This window comes from Terrabacter koreensis (genome assembly GCF_054783315.1).
Window position 1 is genome coordinate 656,400 of record NZ_BAAGQU010000005.1, and the last position, 14,950, is coordinate 671,349.

The window sequence follows — 14,950 nt, forward strand, 5'->3', positions numbered from 1 at the left end:
TGCGGATTGGTCGGCCGACAGCACGACGCGTGCGTTCTCTGCGAGGCAGTTGCCCTGGACGTCGACCATGGCCGTGCCACTACCGTCGACGCCGCCGGCGACGGGCGTGAGCTTGGCGATGACCCAGATGTCTGCGGCGAAGACCGGGTCAATGCTGAGGGCCCTGGCTGCTGCTGGGGAGAGGGTGGCGCCGGCGATCCGAGTGGTGGCGGGGGATCTGTGTTCCTGCTTGACGAGGAGACAAACTGTCCGTCCTGCTGCGCATTAGACGGGGCCGTCAGCGACCCTCTCCTCCTCGCGGTCCGTTGCGAACAGAGCGGATTCCAGTCCGCCGCGGACACCACGGCCGATGGCCGCGCGGGCCTCACGCCATCCGACGGAGCGCTTCCAGTTGGATTCGGAGAGTAGAAGCACCGAACATCGCCAGCCGGACTCGTCGAGCCCGGCGAAGCCGGGCTCGCCACCCAAGCAGGTTGCTGGTCGCGCAGGCTCGCCTCCAACCAAGCCGATCGTGGTGCCGTTCCGAACTCCATCGTGCGGCCCTCGAATCGGCCGCTTGATCTGGAGGCAACCATGACACGCAAGACCCCGCTCCTCGCCGCCGTTCCAGCCCTGGCGCTAAGCCTGGCGGCCTGTGGCACGTCGAGCACCGATGCAGCCCCCTCGACGTCTATGTCGTCGACCATGGCGCCCCCATCTGCTTCGAGTAGTAGCAGTCGTAGTCGTTCCGCCGAACCATCCACCTCGCCAAGCAAGGCCGTTGCGGCACCAGTCATCTCGATCGCCGACTTCGCCTACAAGGTGCCCACCTCGGTGGCGCCCGGCGCGACGATCACCATCAAGAACGGTGACTCGGAGGCGCATACCGTCACGTCGCAGGACGGGGGCTTCGACGTCAAGATCGACCCCGGCAGCTCCGCGACCGTAACCGCGCCCTTGAAGCCGGGCAGCTACAAGTTCGTCTGCACCTTCCATGCCAGCATGAGCGGGACATTGGTAGTCCAGTGACGTCCATGACCGCAGAACGGCATGGCAACCCGGACGGTGTCACCCCATGGGTGCTGAGACTGGTCGTCGCGGCTGCGCTCATGGTCGATGCGGTGGTACACCTGCGGCTGGCCAGTGGGTACCAGCAGGCGGCCCCGACCGGGATCGGCGCAGGAAGTCTTTTCCGCATCGAAGCGGCTGCGGCCATGGTCGTGGCTGCCTGGGTGATATTGCGTGGAAGCCGAAGGGCCTTCATGGTGGCGTTCGGCGTCGGCCTGAGTGCTGTCGTTGCTGTCGTCCTCTACCGCTACGTCGACATCCCCGCCGTTGGGCCGTTACCGGCGATGTACGAGCCCGTCTGGTTCTTCGAAAAAACCGTGAGCGCGGTGGCCGAGGCCCTCGCAGCAGCGGCGGCGCTCGTGGCACTGGTCGTCTCAGCGCGCCGCGCCTCCCGCGACCGAGTAGCTACCGGAGCGTGAAAGACGCTCGCCCGCGATTGTCCCGCTCCAGGGCTGGTGGAAGCCCATCCACTCCATGACTGGACGACAGTTGGGGCAGGACCGAGGATGTCCCCGCGGGAGCGTCATAAGCGAACGATCAGCAAGGCCGTCGATCTGCGGAGTTCCCGGACAGATCCGACGACCCCAACGTATCGATGACCAGTTCGGGCCAACTCAGAGACGTTGCCCAAACTCGGCCCAGGCGGCAGACGCCGGTCAGGGCCACCCCACCCGTCGTGACCACGAGGGTCGATGGACGCCACCAACCTGGGCGCGAGCGGTGAGAAGGTCGCATCCCAGAGATGCCCCTAACCGGTGAGTCCTGGCCCCCTCGCAAGGATGACATTGCTGCCCGGAAGCCATCACGTCTTTGCGGCACGCCCACACCGACACCCTCATCGGTGGATCGAGGCCTACATCTCGCGAGCACTCAGGTAGGCGATCGTGGCCAACCAACAGCGCGGTGAGACCGCGCCGACTTCATAGGAGATCGCTTCGCTCCATACCCGGCGGTACGCGGCCACGGCGCAGCGCTCGGCCTGGTCGTTGTCGCGTACGACGAGCCAGCACATGCGCAGCACGAGCTCGGCGGTTTGGTCGAAGAGTGCGGCCATGGCGTGATGGTCACCGACGGCGCAACCCGCGATCAGCCGAGCCAGCTGCGGGTCAGTGCCGTGGGGAGGACCGCGCTCTGTGCTGCCCCTCACACAACCTCCGAACGCGCGCCGTCGCAAAACTGTTATCCCTGAGTGCATACCCGTTAGCGGACACCTGCGCGTCACGGACTGTCCCTTGCCCTGTTCCCTGCCTGGATTCAACCTCCCTTGCGCACACGTGCGAGAGCCACACCGCGGCCCGCCTAGACCTTTGCGCTGCTCACCGGCTCAACCCGCGAGCCTTTTCGTTGATGAACGGCATCGGCGCATCGGCGCATCGCCGCGTCGCCGCACGGCAGGCGGCAGGCGCCAGGACTCGGGCGGCGATGCGAGGCGTGGAGTCCGTCCACTGCGCATCCAATCCGATCCTGCGGCCCGTGACGAAGCCCTTGGTGGAGACGGTCGACGACGACCCCCCGTCCGAACCAGCAGAGGGATGGACGAGTTCGTCTCCTCGTCAAGGAGGAAGAAACGCATGCCAACCACCGCTATTCGAACGAAGACCACCCGACCCAGCACCCGCGGTACGACCCGTATCGTCGGAGCCAGCTTCGCGGCCGCAGCCGCCCTGGCCCTCAGCGTCGGCCCGGCCTTCGCCGCCGACGGCTCGGTCAGCGCCAACCTCAAGCCCGTCGCCGGCAACGGCGTCCAGGGCAGCGGAACCGCCATGGTCGACGTGCAGGGCAACACGATCACCGTGACCATGGCCGCCACCGGCCTACTCCCGGACAACCCGCACGCCGCGCACATCCACTTCGGCGCCGAGGCCCGCCACGAGTGCCCCGTCCTGTCCGACGACAAGAACGGTGACGGGCACCTCAACACCACCGAGGGCGGCCCCGCCTACGGCGGTATCGTCGTCTCGCTGACCAAGACCGGCGACACGAGCCCGAAGTCTGGCCTCGCCATTGACCGATTCAGCACCGCGCCCGGCGGCAAGATCGCCTACCAGCGCGGCAGCATCAAGGTCTCCAGCGACGTCGCGAAGGCGATCTCGGCAGGGGAGTCCGTCGTCGTCATCCACGGTGTCGACTACAACAAGGACGGCAAGTACTCCGGCAACACCAAGAGCGACCTGATGCCTTCGCTGCCCACCGAGGCCACCGACCCGGCCCTGTGCGGCGCGCTGCGCGTCGCCCCCGTCGGCGGCATGCACACCGGTGGCGGCCTGCCCACCGACACCCTCAAGAACGCGAGCCTCAACACTGGCCCGAACGAGGCCCTCCTCATCGTCGGCGGCGGCGTCCTCCTCGCCGCCGCTGGCACCGGCACCCTCGCCGCCCGCCGCGCCCGTTCGCGCGGCTGACCGGTACAGAGGCAACAGGTCCATGCCCGAGCGCCCACCGAAACAAGCGAGCCGCCGCGTCACCACTGGTGTCGCGGCGGCCGCGGCGGCCGCAGCTGTGCTGCTCGCCGTAGGGATACTCGCGCTTGTCCTGGGCCTGCAAGGCACTTCTGGCCCGTCGCACCCAGCGACGGGCCAGAGTCTTGCTGCCTCCGCGAATCAACCCGCAGCAACCGCCTCGGCCAGGCCGAAGGGGACGCCCGCAGAAAGCCCAGCCGGACCAACCAGCCGTCCAGCCGCGCTTGCCCCGGATGCCAGCACCCACCACGACACGACTAGCGGCGCCATCGGGGAGTTCCTCCCCGCCTCCGAACCGACCGCCATCGACATCCCCGCCATCGGGGTCCACTCAACGCGCTTCGTGCCGCTCAGCATTCAACGTGACGGCACCCTCTCCGTCCCGGAAACGGCCCAAGAGGTCGGCCTCTACGACTCAGGCCCCACCCCCGGGCAGCTGGGCCCAGCCGTCCTCGCAGCACACGTCGACACCCCCGCCGGGGTGCCCGGCATCTTCGCAAACCTGCGCGAAGTCAAGACCGGCGACCTGGTGAAGATCTCCCGGCAGGACGGTACCCACCTCACCTTTACCGTCGACCGCGTCGATGCCTTCCGAAAAACGCAGTTCCCGACCCACCAGGTATACGACGGCGACTTCACCCACGCCGAAATCCGCCTCGTCACCTGCGGCGGCCCCACCGACGACCGCAACGAATACCGCGACAACGTCATCGTCTTCGGCCACCTCACCACGAGCTGAACACTCCCACGCGTGCGCACCCTTACGGACGGGAGCCTTCCGTGAGTCCAGCGCGGCCGCAGATCCGAACCACCACGCCCACGAAGCACGAGCACCTGGACCGAGTCTGGCCGCACGTCGATCCTGCGACCAGTCTCTAAGTAGGCACGCTGAGGACGCGTAGCGTCCGCTTCTCACTGGCCTGTTCGGCCTAACTCTTGAAGGTAGCGTTGCTCCGCATCCAGCGGACCGCGATCTGCTCATCAAGGTCTCCGATGAGGTGTCCTGTTGGGAGCACCTCGTGTTGCACGTCTGCTCCCGCCTGCCGGAGGGTCTCGGCAAGGAGCTGGCCGTCGCCAGGGTTTCGGCGGTCGTCGTGAGCACCATCGACGAGCAGGACCGGAAGCCCGTTCAGCGCCTGCTCGGGGCCGACGGTGAACGGCGAGAGGGGCCGGAGCAGGATCGCGCCGGAGAACACTTGGGGCTCGGTTCGGAACATCGCCGCCGCCATGATGGCGCCATTGGAGAATCCGACGACGACTGGGCGCCGGGCCAACTCGTGCTCGGACAGGGCAGTTTTGATGAACTCGCTGAGCGGTAAAACCCGTGCCGCCAGGTCCTGCTCGTCGATGCGCCGGTCAGCGAAACGGTGGAAGAACGCGAAACCGCCAGGCGTAGCCACGGCCCCACGGATGCTGATCTTGGCCGCTGAGGGCATGAGCCGTTCCGCGAATGGGATCAGGTCGGTTTCTCGCCCGTCGGAACCGTGGAGGAGCACGAGAGGAGCAGCGCGTGATTCTTTGGCCGGGACGAACATGTACTCGTGCACAGCGCTCACGCTCTCACGCGTGAACCGGGATTGAGGCCTCCGCAGCCTCTCCTGAACTCCGATCGGCGACGATGTCCCGACATGCCGCAGGTGTGTCGTGCTGCCGGGTCGCTCGGGCTCGATGCCCAGACGAGAGCCATCTGCGACAGTAGCGCGGGTGACGATCCACGACGTGCTGCCACAGCTTGCAACGCCCGCCGGGCTGCCGGATCTGAGCAAGACCCTAGCCGTGCTCGACATCGCGTTGTCTCCGGACGACGACCCCGAGCTCCGGGTGAGCTAGCGTCCCCAGTGTGGCGTTGAATCATGTAAGACGAGGGACCGGTAGCCCGCTGTTGCTCGTGCATGGTCTGGGTGCGGGGTGGCGATCCTGGTCGCCGATCCTTGACGAACTGGCCGAGCGCCGTGAAGTGGTCGCCGTCGACCTACCGGGGTTCGGCGAGACGCCGCCGCTGACCGGCGAGGTCTCGATCGCCACTCTGACCGACTCAGTCGCGAACTTCATCCGCGAACAGGGCCTGGACGGGGTTTCGACCGTCGGCCAGTCGATGGGCGGCCGAATGGTGCTCGAGCTCGCGCGGCGGGGCGTCGGCGGCGACACCGTGGCGTTGGACCCGGGCGGCTTCTGGAGCGACCGCGAGGTCGCCGTCTTCGGCGCCACGCTGCGGCCGTCGATCGCTTTGGTTCGAGCGCTGCGCGGCATGCTGCCGCCGCTGCTCGGCAGCTCTGCGGGAAGGACGTTACTGCTGGCGCAGTTGTCGGCGCGGCCCTGGGCGCTCTCGCGCGGGACCGTGCTGCCGGACGTGCGCGGGCTCGCCGACTCCCCGGCGACCGGCGCTGCCATGGACGCGCTGACCAAGGGGCCCAGGCAAGCGGGAGCTCCTGCTGGCACAGTACCCGGCCGGGTCACGATCGGTTGGGGTCGTCGTGACCTGGTAACCGTGCCGAGACAGGCCGCACGTGCTACGGAACTCTTCCCCGACGCGGTCCTGCACTGGTTCGAGCGGTGCGGTCATTTCCCACAATGGGACGCACCGCATGAAGCGACCCGACTGATTCTCGATAGGACCGCTTGAGGTTTGTTGCCCGGCCTGCCGACGGCCGCACCCGTCGCCATGGGCGGATCGCGCAGCGAGGCGTGACAGCGCGTCCGCCTGCGCGCAACATGGGGAAGCCCGGTCAACGCACGTGACTTCCTCGTGACGAAGGTGTCGCCGTCTGCGATCGTTCTTGTGGTCGACACCTCGCTTCGTGAGCGTGGAACCGATCCAGCGACGGCGGGCAGCCCTTTGCCGCGGCCAAAGATGTGCGAATGCGTGCTTGGCCGTCTTCACGACGGCCCGGCACGTCGTTGGATGATTCCGGAGCTGGCGTTTGCCGGTCTGCCGCGGCGGGTACGTCGACCTGGTCGGGGGTCGACGGTGAGCCAAGTGTTCGAAGGAACCTTGGCGCCGGGATCGGTGCCGAGTCTGGCGCCCGCGGGACCTGGTTCTGAACGTGTCGCGGCCATCGCCTGTGGCGGCCTCGGGTAGGGACGCATCCGGCCTCGTGCCGTCCGGCGACACAGGAAGAGCCGCATAGAGATGAGGAGATGTCGTGTTCGATAAGAAGTCCAATATCGCGGCCTAGGAGGCGTTTGGAGAGGCGGTCAACACTGGTCGGCTCGACGCGCTGGATGAGCTGGTCGCGCCCGACTGCGTTGACCACGATCCGGCGCCGGGACAGGTGGCCGGCCCGGCGGGTTTCAAGGCCTTCTTCACCGAGATGCGGGACGCGTTTCCGGATCTGCATGTCGCCATGGAGACGTTGGTCGCCGACGATGACCAGGTGGCCTTCGCCTATACCCTCACCGGCACCCAGGACGGCCCGTTCCAGGGCCACCCGCCCACCAGCAAGTCGATCAAGGTCCGGGGGGTGCAGATCAGCAAGTTCGCCGACGGCAAGCTGGTCGAGCGGTGGGGCAGCTCCGACGAGCGGGGTATCGCCACCCAGCTCGGGCTCCGGTGAGCCGCGCCCGCGCCGGCGTGCTGGGCAGGCTGGGCCGCGGACTGCTCGCCGGCGCCGCGGGTGGCGCCGCCGGCAGCACCGCGCTGAACGCGACAACCTATCTCGACATGGCGCTGCGCGGTCGCGCCACGTCCAGCGCGCCCGAGGACACCGTGACCACGCTGGCCGAGAAGAGCGGCACCACCATCCCCGGCGACCGGGACAGCCGCAGCAACCGGGTCGCTGGACTGGGCCCGCTACTCGGCCTGCTCACCGGCGTCGGTGTCGGCGCCGCGTTCGGTCTGGCCCGCGCCGCCGGGTGGCGTCCCCCCCTACCAGTTGCCGGGCTACTGACCGGCGCGGCCGCGATGGCCGGCAGTGACGTGCCGATGACCGCGCTGGGCATCTCTAGACCCACGACCTGGACGGGCACCGACTGGGCCGCCGACGCGATCCCCCACCTGACCTACGGGCTCGTCACCGCAGTGGTCACACAAGCCATCATCTCCTGACCCGACCGGCGAGTGCCGCAAGCGCCGCTCTTCGAGCGGGTGCCTGCTCACCGTTCGCACCAAGGCAAGCCAACCGACATCGGCCCCCTCTCCGCCCCCCGACACGTCGAAGGCCCCGGCCCCCACATGAGGGCCGGGGCCTTCACACGGTCGCTAGGCGGCGATCATGACGAAGCCGCGTCGCCGCGAGTCCTGGTAGTGATCACGGAGCTCGCGCTCCACCAGATCCGGCAGGTTGTTCGGCAGCAGGCATCCGGTGCCACCGCCCGAGAACCCGTATCCATCGTCCTGCTGTGGATCGCAGCGAAGGTCAGGATGGACCTCTCGGTGAATACCTACGCAGATCTCATGAGTATGCCCACTCCGACATACGACCTTGACCCGTGCCCGATGATTCGGTCCCATGGTCAGCCCCTCGGCTTTTCGAAGCCGCTGCCCATGTCAGCGCTTGTGCTTCGTCGGGTCGACCAGCTTCCAGGAGCCGCCGGGCTTCGACGTGGGCGGCAAGGGCTTCCCCTGTACCGCCGTGATCTCAGTGCTGCGTCCGGGCTGCTTGTACTGACCGGACTTCGGTGCGGGCGTACCCGGCTTGTGGTTGGCCATGACGGCCTCCCCTTCCTGCCTCCGCAGAGGCGCGGTAGGGGAGCACACGCGACCGGACATCACCCTCTGACGACAGGCCCCAGGATTGGGACAGAGGACGTTAGCGGGTGTACGTTTGCCGTCTACCTCCAAGTAGCCGAACCCCGTCATCCAGTCACCCGACTGCGTTGCCGGGGTTCTGTGTTGCTCCGGTCCGGAGTCTACCTATGAGTAACGACACCGTAGTGACGCACACCACGCGGTTGGGCCCTGCGAGTGCGGGTCGAATCGTTACAACCGTCCAAATCTGATACCAGAAGTGTCAGATATGGAATCAAAGTTTGTGACGCAGATCACGTTGTTGGCGTGTCGGATGCCCTCAGGCTGTGCCGAAACGGACGGTCCGCGCCGACTCAGGGTTGACTAGGTTCGATCTGAGCCGACGGCCTGGGGTTGGTCGGGTGGCTGCCCTCGCGACCATCCGGGACCCTTCCGGTCATCAGCGTGAGGTGTTTAGCGTCAAGAGTTGGGCGGGTGCCGGTGTCTCGTCGTCGGTCCCTGCATAGCTAATCGAGGTCGTGCTCGGCAGCGTGTGATCGGGTTGTGTCGACGACGGGACGGGGCGGCCTGCGATGACCGACGAGATACCTAGGGGTTCTCAATGCCGCGGAAGGCTCACCCCGCCCCCGGCTCTTGATGGTTAGCGCCTCGTGCTCGTGACTATGTGCTGGATCTCGTTATGCAGCAGCGGTGCTCGTGGTCTCCTTCCACGTGGTGGTGCCGTGGGCGGCGATGACCGGATCCCACGCGCGCTGCTGGGTGACGATGGCGTACAGCTGGCGCAGGATCGCCGCGGCGACCGCGGTCTGTGCCTGGGTCGGGGTCAGCCGGTTGTGCTCGCGGCTGGTGAGGTGGCGGTAGCGGGCGGCGTACACCCGGTTCGTCTGCAGGCAGCCCCACACCGCCCGCCAGGCGGCGACCCGCAGCTGCGGCCGTCCGGCGCCGGTGACCCGCGCCCGGCCGGTGAACGTGCCGGACTTGCGTTCCCGCGGCGCCAGGCCGGCGTGCTTGACGACGGCCCGCGCGGAGGTGAACCGGGCCAGGTCGCCGGTCTGGGCCAGGATCGCGGCCGCGCCGACCGGCGACAGCCCGTCGATGCTCGTCACGAGTGCGGTGAGGCCGAGCTCGTCAAGGACAGATGCCATCCGTGCCTCGATGTCGACAAGCTTCGCGCGAGTGGTGTCCCAGTCCGTCAGGATCCACTCGATCCGCTTGAAGACTGCCGGCCGGTGCGCCAGCACCCCAGCATCATCACCGAGGACGGCGAACATGCGCCGTGCGATCGGCAGGCATGGACGGACCCCGCCCCGAGGGACGACCCTCGGCGCGGACGGCTCGCTCGAACCGGGCCAGCCCGAGCCGGCGGGTCCGGTCCAGGTCCCCACCGTCACGGCGCACGACGACAGCCAGCGCGGCGACCCACGTGGCGGAGCGGAACGGCCACTTGGCGGCCTCGAGCGCGGCCGGCCACACGCACTCGAGCAGGTCCCGGATCGTCTGCACGGCCGCGACGTGCTGACCGATCAGCTCTTCGCGGCGGGACCCGAGGTGACGCAGCCGGGTCCAGGTTGCGTTCGCGTCGTCGACCCGTTCGGGCAGGTAGCAGCGCAGCTGCCCGGTCAGCCGGGCGATCAGGACGGCGTCCTTGTCGTCGGTCTTGTCCGTGGTCAGGTCCTCGCTCTTCCGGGCCCACGACGAGGCAGCCGGCTGCACGCACACGAACGCCATCCCGCGTTCGGCCGCCAGCTGCGCCAGGACCATCCACCGGTGCCCGGTCGGCTCACACGCGACAGTCACCCCGGCGAACCCCTTGGCGTGGGCCCGGTCGGCGGCCCAGTCCAGCGCAGCCCCGAGGTCCCACGCCTTGCACCGGAACGTCCGCCGCGCCAGAACCTTGGAGTCGTGGTCGGTGACGACGAGCATCTGCTTGCGGTCGGCCAGGTCGATCCCGACGATCGCGTTCGTGTCCGGGCCGGTCGCCCGCAGCCTCGAAAGTCGAGCATTCCGGTTCCGATCACCGCGGGAAACACCACTACCGTGAGACATGAACGTCCTCCTTCGATGCGATGGGACACCAAGCCCGACAAGCGCATCAGGAGGACGTTCGCCACGCCAGATCCTGCCCCGCAGAACGCCTTTCTAGCGTGAGGCGTTTGGCGTCGAGGGGTGGGAACGTGCGGGTGTCTCGTCGGTCCCTTCATGGCGTAACGAGCCGCCCACTAGCGCTAGTACATCCAAGTGACCATCCATTGCTGCGTCTGGGAGCGGTCTTCCGTGGACGCCTGTGGACTCTAAATCAGCCGGGCAGGGAGAGGCGCCCGGTGGTTCACAGCGCTCGTAATGAATAGGTCGTCGGTTCGATTCCGACAAGCGGCTCCAGCAACGCCCCCGGCTTCTGCCGGGGGCGTTTGTGCTGTTCAGGCACCCGTTGCCGCGCTCCTCTTCGGACGCAGGCCTCGAGTGAGCCTGCCCGATGGGCGCCGGCCTCCAGAGGGTTGCAGTGCTGGCCCACGGCCCGAGGTCACGTGCTCACCGGTGCTCTCTGGCTCCGGCGGACCGCTCAGCCACGGGCTGCGCTGACTCCGTGCCGTGTGGCCATGTGGGCGTCGGCGTGGCGCTGCGCCTCGGCGACGCTCGCGCCTCCCTGGCGGGCGAGCAGGTACGGCGCGTACCAGTGCCACCAGTGGTGCTCGGGCGCGGCCTTCTCGAACGCGTCGTGGTGCTGTGCCGTCTCGCGGAGCAGTTCGGCCAGGCGGCCGGGGTCCGGGTCAGACCTGACGGGCGAGGCGCTCGACTGCTCGGCGTCGTGGGCGGGCTCGGGCTGTGCGGTCGTCTCCCACAGTCGCCCGGGCAGTCGTGTCGTCAGCTCTTGGAGCACCCAGCGGTTGCCGTCCAGGTCCTCGAAGGACGCGTAGGTGGCGTAGGAGCGGCGCTCTGGGTCCGGGCCGGGGGCGCGCCCTTCTTCACCGGGGTGGAAACCCCCGCCGAGGCCGCCGTTGACGTCGTGGAAGGGCTCGCTGACGTCGACGCCGCGCGCGACCAGGGCGGCGCGGGCCTGCTCGATGTCGTCGACGACGAGCAGCAGGCCGTCGAGTGAGCCGGCTGGGGCGGCGGTGACGCGGGTGCCGAAGAGGACGGAGGCATCGGATCCGGGCGGGGTCAGTTGCATGAGGCGGTAGCCGGCCTGGTCGTCGACGTCCGCGTCGACCCGCCACCCCAGTCCGGTGTAGAAGGCCTTCGCGCGGTCGTAGTCGGCGACGGGGATGACGACGGCCTCGAGGCGAAGCGCGACGGTGGCCGGTTCCGCGGGCGCGGTGCGGCTGTGGGTGTCAGGAAGTGCGGTCATGGTGATTCTCCTGGTGCTGATGGTTGGTGGTGGATCCGAGGGTGTGTGCCTCGGGGAGGCGACGCGATGAGGCGACGCGTTGAGTTCGATGCGATGAGTTCGATGCGAGGTGGCGAGGCGGGACCGTGGCTGCCCGCGGGCTGGTGCCGATGCCCGTTTCGCTGTTTGAGGTCAGGGATGGGCGTTTGGACTGAGTCAGGATGTGGCAGGCACCGCCTCGCTCTCCCGACGCTGACGCACGGCACGGGCGCCCTGGACGGCAAGGCCGACCAGCGCGAGGGTGATGACGACGGCGGCGTAGATGTCGAAGGTCGGCAGCAGGCCCCATCGGGGTGCGAGCTGGCCGGCGATGACGACCGGGACGCCGAAGGCCAGGTAGGCGACGGTGTAGACGGCCGAGAACAGGCTGGCGCGCTGGTGGGCGCCGGCGTGTGGGGCGATCAGGCGTACTTGTCCGCCGAAGGTGCCGCCGAAGCCGGCCCCGCCCAGCAGCGCACCGACCCATACGAGAGGCAGCAGGGTGGCGGTGACCCCGATGAGGACGACGAGCATGCCGAGCAGGACCAGGGCCAGACCGGCGAGGGTGCCTCGTCGTGGGTCGTGCCGGGCGAAGACGAAGCCGGCCAGCGCGGCGGAGAAGGGGCCGACGAAGGCGGTGAAGCCGGTGACGAGGCCGCCGTGCAGGCCGAAGTGCAGGCGCAGGATCGCCGGTGAGAGGCCGAGGAAGAAGGCGGGGAACATCCATCCGGCGATGTGCACGGGGATGCTGGCCAGGAACTCGCCGCGGGCGCTGACGGGCACCGCGACCGTCGGGCTCAGTGAGCGTCGGGCGCCGGGCCGGCGGACTCCGGTTTCGGGGGTGGCGAGCACGAACGCGACGGCCGCCACCATGAGCCCCGCCAGGGTGGTGAACACGATGGTGTTGGCGGCGTCCGTCAGCTGGATCGCGGCCCCGGTGAGCAGGGCGCCGAGGCCCAGGCCGCCGGCGACCGAGGCGGCGGACAGGCCGCCGGCGAGCTTCTTCAGATGGGCGGGCGCGTGCTCGGTGATGGCGGCGCTGAAAGCGCTCGTGCCCAGCCCTGTGGCCAGTCCCTGCAGGACCCGTGCCGCGATGAGCCAGCTGATCGAGGGGGCTGTCAGGAACCCGACCATCGAGACCGTCTCGACGGCGAGGGCCGCCAGGAGGACGGGTCGGCGGCCGAGATGGTCTGACAGGGAGCCCCCGACCAGCAGGGCCACGAGCAGGGCCAGCGCGTAGACCGAGAACGCGATGGTCAGCAGGCCGGGGGAGAACCCCCACTGCTGCTGGCGGAGCCCGAGCAACGGGGTCGGCGCCCCGGCAGCGAGGAAGAAGGTGCCGAAGATGCCGGCGGTGCCGGCGAAGGCGAGGGTGGGACGGACTGGGGTGTACATCAGAGACTCCTTGAACCGATCTGTCTAATCAACATGAATTCAGTTAGACAGATCGGTTCAATGATGTCAACCCCTTATTAGACAGATCTGTCTGATAGACTGCAGGCCATGGCGACAGCAACTCGAGGGAGTGCCCGCGAGCGTCTCCTGACGGCAGCGGACCGGCTCTTCTACGCGGAAGGTGTCCACACGGTCGGCATCGACCGACTGCTCGAGGAAGCGGGAGTCGCGAAGGGGTCGCTCTTCTACAACTTCAGCGGCAAGGAGGAGCTCGTCGGCGCGTACCTCGAAGGTCGTGCGACGCAGCGCCGTGAGCGGATCGCGGCACACCAGGAGGGTGTGTCGGATCCGGCCGAGAAGATCCTGGCCATGTTCGACGCCCTCGCAGAAGCGGCCGCCTCGCCGACGTACAACGGCTGCCCGTTCGCCAACGCGAACGCCGAGGCCTCGCCCGACGGCGTCGAGGCCCAAGCGCTGCATGAGTTCCGGGCATGGCTGGGCGGGGAGTTCCGTCGGCTCGCCGAGGAGGCGGAGGTGGTGGATCCGGAGAGTGTCGCGGTGCGTCTTCAGGTGCTCTACGACGGCGCCGTGTCGACCTCCCAGCTGGACGGGCGTGCCGATGCCGTGCACGTCGCCAGGGACCTGGCGGCTCAGGTCCTCACCGCTGCGCGTCCGTAGGGGCCACGCGCGGTGGGACATGGCCGGGCGGGACGGCCAGTCAGCCGGCAGCCGCCTGGAGCGCCGGCGGCGCGACCTCGTAGTGGCTGGTGATGGCGATGCGGTTGAAGGTGTTCAGCGCGATCGCGAGCCAGGCCACGGCCGACACCTGCTCGTCGGTCAGGGGGCTGACCGTGTCCTCGGAGATGTGGTACGAGGCGTCCGAGCCGATGTCGGTGACGCGCTCGGCCAGCGTCAGCGCCGCACGCTCGGCGTCCGTGAAGTACGCCGTCTCACGCCACGCGGGAAGGACCGCGAGCCGGTCGGTCGACTCGCCCGCGGCCAGGGCGTCACGGGTGTGCTGACGCAGACAGAACGCGCAGCCGTTGAGCTGCGACACGCGGATCTTGAGCAGTTCGAGCAGGCCCGTGGCCAGGCCTGCCCGCAAGCCGGCCGCCTCGGCCCGAGAGGCCATGTCGATGGCCAACCGATAGAGGTGCGGGTGCTGCGTGCTGACGTTGGTGGGTGCGGACATCTGGGCTGTCCCCTTTCCTGACGATGGCCTTCGGCCCTCCACCGGTGTCGTTCACCGGGTGTCACGACAGTGACTCGGGGCCGCTGCCCGGGTCGACGGATCGGGACAGGCACGCAACGTTCGTCCCGCTGCCTTGACGGGGCCGCGGGGGACCAGGCAGAAACGCTCGGATCGCGTCGGAGCTCCACGCGGGGGACGGGTCAGGGCGCGGTGGTCAACCCACCGACGACAAGGTCGACGAGGGCCCCCACGAAGAGCGCGTCGATGGGCCTGCGGGTCACCAGCAGACGATGGTGCAGCGCTCCGTACACGGCATCGATCGTCGTCTCGACATCGAGATCACGACGGATCTGCCCACGCTGCTGACCGCCACGAAGGATCCCTTCGAAGGTCTGGCGGCGATGGCCGATGAGGCCCTCGCGGAAGAGGGCCGCGAAGTCCTCGTCGCCGACCGCCTCGCCGATGAGCCCGGCGACCGTCGAGGCGGCTCCTCCGAAGTCGAGGCAGAACGCCAGCTTGCCCAGGTAGGTCCTGAGGTCCCGGACGGCGTCACCCGTCGGCGCGATCCGTGTCATCGTGTCGGTCTTGTACGCGAAGGCGTCGAGCACGAGCCTCTGCCGGGAAGACCAGTGGCGGTAGATCGTCGACTTGCTGACTCCGGACGCTCGGGCGACGGCCTCGATCGTCACGTCGTGGTACTCCATCCGTTCAAACAGGAGCACTGTCGCCGACATGATCCTGAGCCGCGTCTCACGTGCGCTCTCGCGCGGGGGCGCCTGCCCCGACCACACTCGGGCCAGGCCGGG

Annotated in this window: 17 protein-coding genes and 1 pseudogene; 9 read left to right on the forward strand and 9 right to left on the reverse strand. The window is 68.5% G+C overall.

Annotated elements, in window-relative coordinates; genetic code table 11:
- The first annotated feature begins 573 nt into the window (after positions 1-573).
- Complete coding sequence (locus tag ACYVNR_RS15260) at positions 574-1,008, forward strand: cupredoxin domain-containing protein (RefSeq protein ID WP_461049073.1); 435 nt, start codon at positions 574-576, stop codon at positions 1,006-1,008.
- A 5-nt stretch (positions 1,009-1,013) separates the two neighbouring features.
- The gene (locus ACYVNR_RS15265) at positions 1,014-1,466 is read left to right on the forward strand and encodes a hypothetical protein (RefSeq protein ID WP_461049075.1); all 453 of its coding nucleotides are present in this window, start codon (positions 1,014-1,016) and stop codon (positions 1,464-1,466) included.
- 434 nt (positions 1,467-1,900) lie between these two features.
- On the opposite strand, the gene ACYVNR_RS15270 is transcribed toward ACYVNR_RS15265, so the two are convergent.
- Positions 1,901-2,101: a hypothetical protein gene (locus tag ACYVNR_RS15270; RefSeq protein ID WP_461049077.1), complete on the reverse strand. Its 201-nt coding sequence runs from the start codon at positions 2,099-2,101 to the stop codon at positions 1,901-1,903.
- 517 nt (positions 2,102-2,618) lie between these two features.
- Here ACYVNR_RS15270 and ACYVNR_RS15275 point away from each other — a divergent pair.
- Positions 2,619-3,449 carry a hypothetical protein gene (locus ACYVNR_RS15275; RefSeq protein WP_461049079.1) on the forward strand — a complete coding sequence of 277 codons (831 nt, stop codon included), beginning with the start codon at positions 2,619-2,621 and terminating at the stop codon, positions 3,447-3,449.
- A gap of 22 nt (positions 3,450-3,471) precedes the next feature.
- A complete protein-coding gene (locus tag ACYVNR_RS15280; RefSeq protein ID WP_461049081.1) occupies positions 3,472-4,245 on the forward strand; it encodes a class F sortase in 774 nt (257 codons plus the stop codon).
- A 190-nt stretch (positions 4,246-4,435) separates the two neighbouring features.
- Here ACYVNR_RS15280 and ACYVNR_RS15285 read toward each other — a convergent pair whose 3' ends face one another.
- On the reverse strand, positions 4,436-5,053 hold the full coding sequence (locus ACYVNR_RS15285) for an alpha/beta hydrolase (RefSeq protein ID WP_461049083.1): 618 nt from the start codon (positions 5,051-5,053) through the stop codon (positions 4,436-4,438).
- A 157-nt stretch (positions 5,054-5,210) separates the two neighbouring features.
- Between ACYVNR_RS15285 and ACYVNR_RS15290 the strand changes: the two genes are divergently transcribed.
- The 4 genes and pseudogenes from ACYVNR_RS15290 to ACYVNR_RS15305 all read left to right on the forward strand — a co-directional run bounded on the left by ACYVNR_RS15290 (position 5,211) and on the right by ACYVNR_RS15305 (position 7,551).
- Positions 5,211-5,336 (forward strand): hypothetical protein, encoded by a 126-nt coding sequence (locus tag ACYVNR_RS15290; RefSeq protein ID WP_461049085.1) that lies wholly within the window; start codon positions 5,211-5,213, stop codon positions 5,334-5,336.
- A 10-nt stretch (positions 5,337-5,346) separates the two neighbouring features.
- The gene (locus tag ACYVNR_RS15295; protein WP_461049087.1) at positions 5,347-6,129 is read left to right on the forward strand and encodes an alpha/beta fold hydrolase; all 783 of its coding nucleotides are present in this window, start codon (positions 5,347-5,349) and stop codon (positions 6,127-6,129) included.
- 568 nt (positions 6,130-6,697) lie between these two features.
- Positions 6,698-7,060, forward strand: a pseudogene (locus ACYVNR_RS15300) (ester cyclase); the annotation flags it as partial.
- Positions 7,057-7,551 (forward strand): hypothetical protein, encoded by a 495-nt coding sequence (locus tag ACYVNR_RS15305; protein ID WP_461049089.1) that lies wholly within the window; start codon positions 7,057-7,059, stop codon positions 7,549-7,551. The pseudogene ACYVNR_RS15300 and the gene ACYVNR_RS15305, both read left to right, overlap by 4 nt.
- Before the next feature lie 441 nt (positions 7,552-7,992).
- Here ACYVNR_RS15305 and ACYVNR_RS15310 read toward each other — a convergent pair whose 3' ends face one another.
- From ACYVNR_RS15310 to ACYVNR_RS15330, 5 genes are all read right to left on the reverse strand, one after another.
- A complete protein-coding gene (locus ACYVNR_RS15310) occupies positions 7,993-8,154 on the reverse strand; it encodes a hypothetical protein (RefSeq protein ID WP_461049091.1) in 162 nt (53 codons plus the stop codon).
- A gap of 716 nt (positions 8,155-8,870) precedes the next feature.
- The gene (locus ACYVNR_RS15315) at positions 8,871-9,338 is read right to left on the reverse strand and encodes a transposase (protein ID WP_461049093.1); all 468 of its coding nucleotides are present in this window, start codon (positions 9,336-9,338) and stop codon (positions 8,871-8,873) included.
- Between the two features lie 106 nt (positions 9,339-9,444).
- Positions 9,445-10,239 carry an IS110 family transposase gene (locus tag ACYVNR_RS15320; protein ID WP_461049095.1) on the reverse strand — a complete coding sequence of 265 codons (795 nt, stop codon included), beginning with the start codon at positions 10,237-10,239 and terminating at the stop codon, positions 9,445-9,447.
- Positions 10,240-10,753: 514 nt separating this feature from the next.
- Positions 10,754-11,539: a VOC family protein gene (locus tag ACYVNR_RS15325; RefSeq protein ID WP_461049097.1), complete on the reverse strand. Its 786-nt coding sequence runs from the start codon at positions 11,537-11,539 to the stop codon at positions 10,754-10,756.
- Between the two features lie 195 nt (positions 11,540-11,734).
- Positions 11,735-12,952, reverse strand: coding sequence for an MFS transporter (locus tag ACYVNR_RS15330; RefSeq protein ID WP_461049099.1), 1,218 nt, complete (start codon positions 12,950-12,952; stop codon positions 11,735-11,737).
- Positions 12,953-13,060: 108 nt separating this feature from the next.
- Between ACYVNR_RS15330 and ACYVNR_RS15335 the strand changes: the two genes are divergently transcribed.
- The gene (locus ACYVNR_RS15335; protein ID WP_461049101.1) at positions 13,061-13,630 is read left to right on the forward strand and encodes a TetR/AcrR family transcriptional regulator; all 570 of its coding nucleotides are present in this window, start codon (positions 13,061-13,063) and stop codon (positions 13,628-13,630) included.
- A 40-nt stretch (positions 13,631-13,670) separates the two neighbouring features.
- Here the strand turns inward: ACYVNR_RS15335 and ACYVNR_RS15340 are convergent, their stop codons facing one another.
- Together ACYVNR_RS15340 and ACYVNR_RS15345 are read right to left on the reverse strand one after the other, a co-directional pair.
- The gene (locus tag ACYVNR_RS15340) at positions 13,671-14,144 is read right to left on the reverse strand and encodes a carboxymuconolactone decarboxylase family protein (protein ID WP_461049103.1); all 474 of its coding nucleotides are present in this window, start codon (positions 14,142-14,144) and stop codon (positions 13,671-13,673) included.
- A gap of 200 nt (positions 14,145-14,344) precedes the next feature.
- On the reverse strand, positions 14,345-14,878 hold the full coding sequence (locus ACYVNR_RS15345) for a TetR/AcrR family transcriptional regulator (RefSeq protein WP_458801793.1): 534 nt from the start codon (positions 14,876-14,878) through the stop codon (positions 14,345-14,347).
- Positions 14,879-14,950: the final 72 nt, after the last annotated feature.

Bases quoted from the DNA above. Each gene is read 5' to 3' on its own strand.
- ACYVNR_RS15260 (WP_461049073.1), top strand. From the start codon at position 574: ATGACACGCAAGACCCCGCTCCTCGCCGCCGTTCCAGCCCTGGCGCTA.
- ACYVNR_RS15265 (WP_461049075.1), top strand. From the start codon at position 1,014: ATGACCGCAGAACGGCATGGCAACCCGGACGGTGTCACCCCATGGGTG.
- ACYVNR_RS15270 (WP_461049077.1), bottom strand. From the start codon at position 2,101: ATGGCCGCACTCTTCGACCAAACCGCCGAGCTCGTGCTGCGCATGTGC.
- ACYVNR_RS15275 (WP_461049079.1), top strand. From the start codon at position 2,619: ATGCCAACCACCGCTATTCGAACGAAGACCACCCGACCCAGCACCCGC.
- ACYVNR_RS15280 (WP_461049081.1), top strand. From the start codon at position 3,472: ATGCCCGAGCGCCCACCGAAACAAGCGAGCCGCCGCGTCACCACTGGT.
- ACYVNR_RS15310 (WP_461049091.1), bottom strand. From the start codon at position 8,154: ATGGCCAACCACAAGCCGGGTACGCCCGCACCGAAGTCCGGTCAGTAC.
- ACYVNR_RS15315 (WP_461049093.1), bottom strand. From the start codon at position 9,338: ATGGCATCTGTCCTTGACGAGCTCGGCCTCACCGCACTCGTGACGAGC.
- ACYVNR_RS15320 (WP_461049095.1), bottom strand. From the start codon at position 10,239: ATGTCTCACGGTAGTGGTGTTTCCCGCGGTGATCGGAACCGGAATGCT.
- ACYVNR_RS15325 (WP_461049097.1), bottom strand. From the start codon at position 11,539: ATGACCGCACTTCCTGACACCCACAGCCGCACCGCGCCCGCGGAACCG.
- ACYVNR_RS15330 (WP_461049099.1), bottom strand. From the start codon at position 12,952: ATGTACACCCCAGTCCGTCCCACCCTCGCCTTCGCCGGCACCGCCGGC.
- ACYVNR_RS15335 (WP_461049101.1), top strand. From the start codon at position 13,061: ATGGCGACAGCAACTCGAGGGAGTGCCCGCGAGCGTCTCCTGACGGCA.
- ACYVNR_RS15340 (WP_461049103.1), bottom strand. From the start codon at position 14,144: ATGTCCGCACCCACCAACGTCAGCACGCAGCACCCGCACCTCTATCGG.
- ACYVNR_RS15345 (WP_458801793.1), bottom strand. From the start codon at position 14,878: ATGTCGGCGACAGTGCTCCTGTTTGAACGGATGGAGTACCACGACGTG.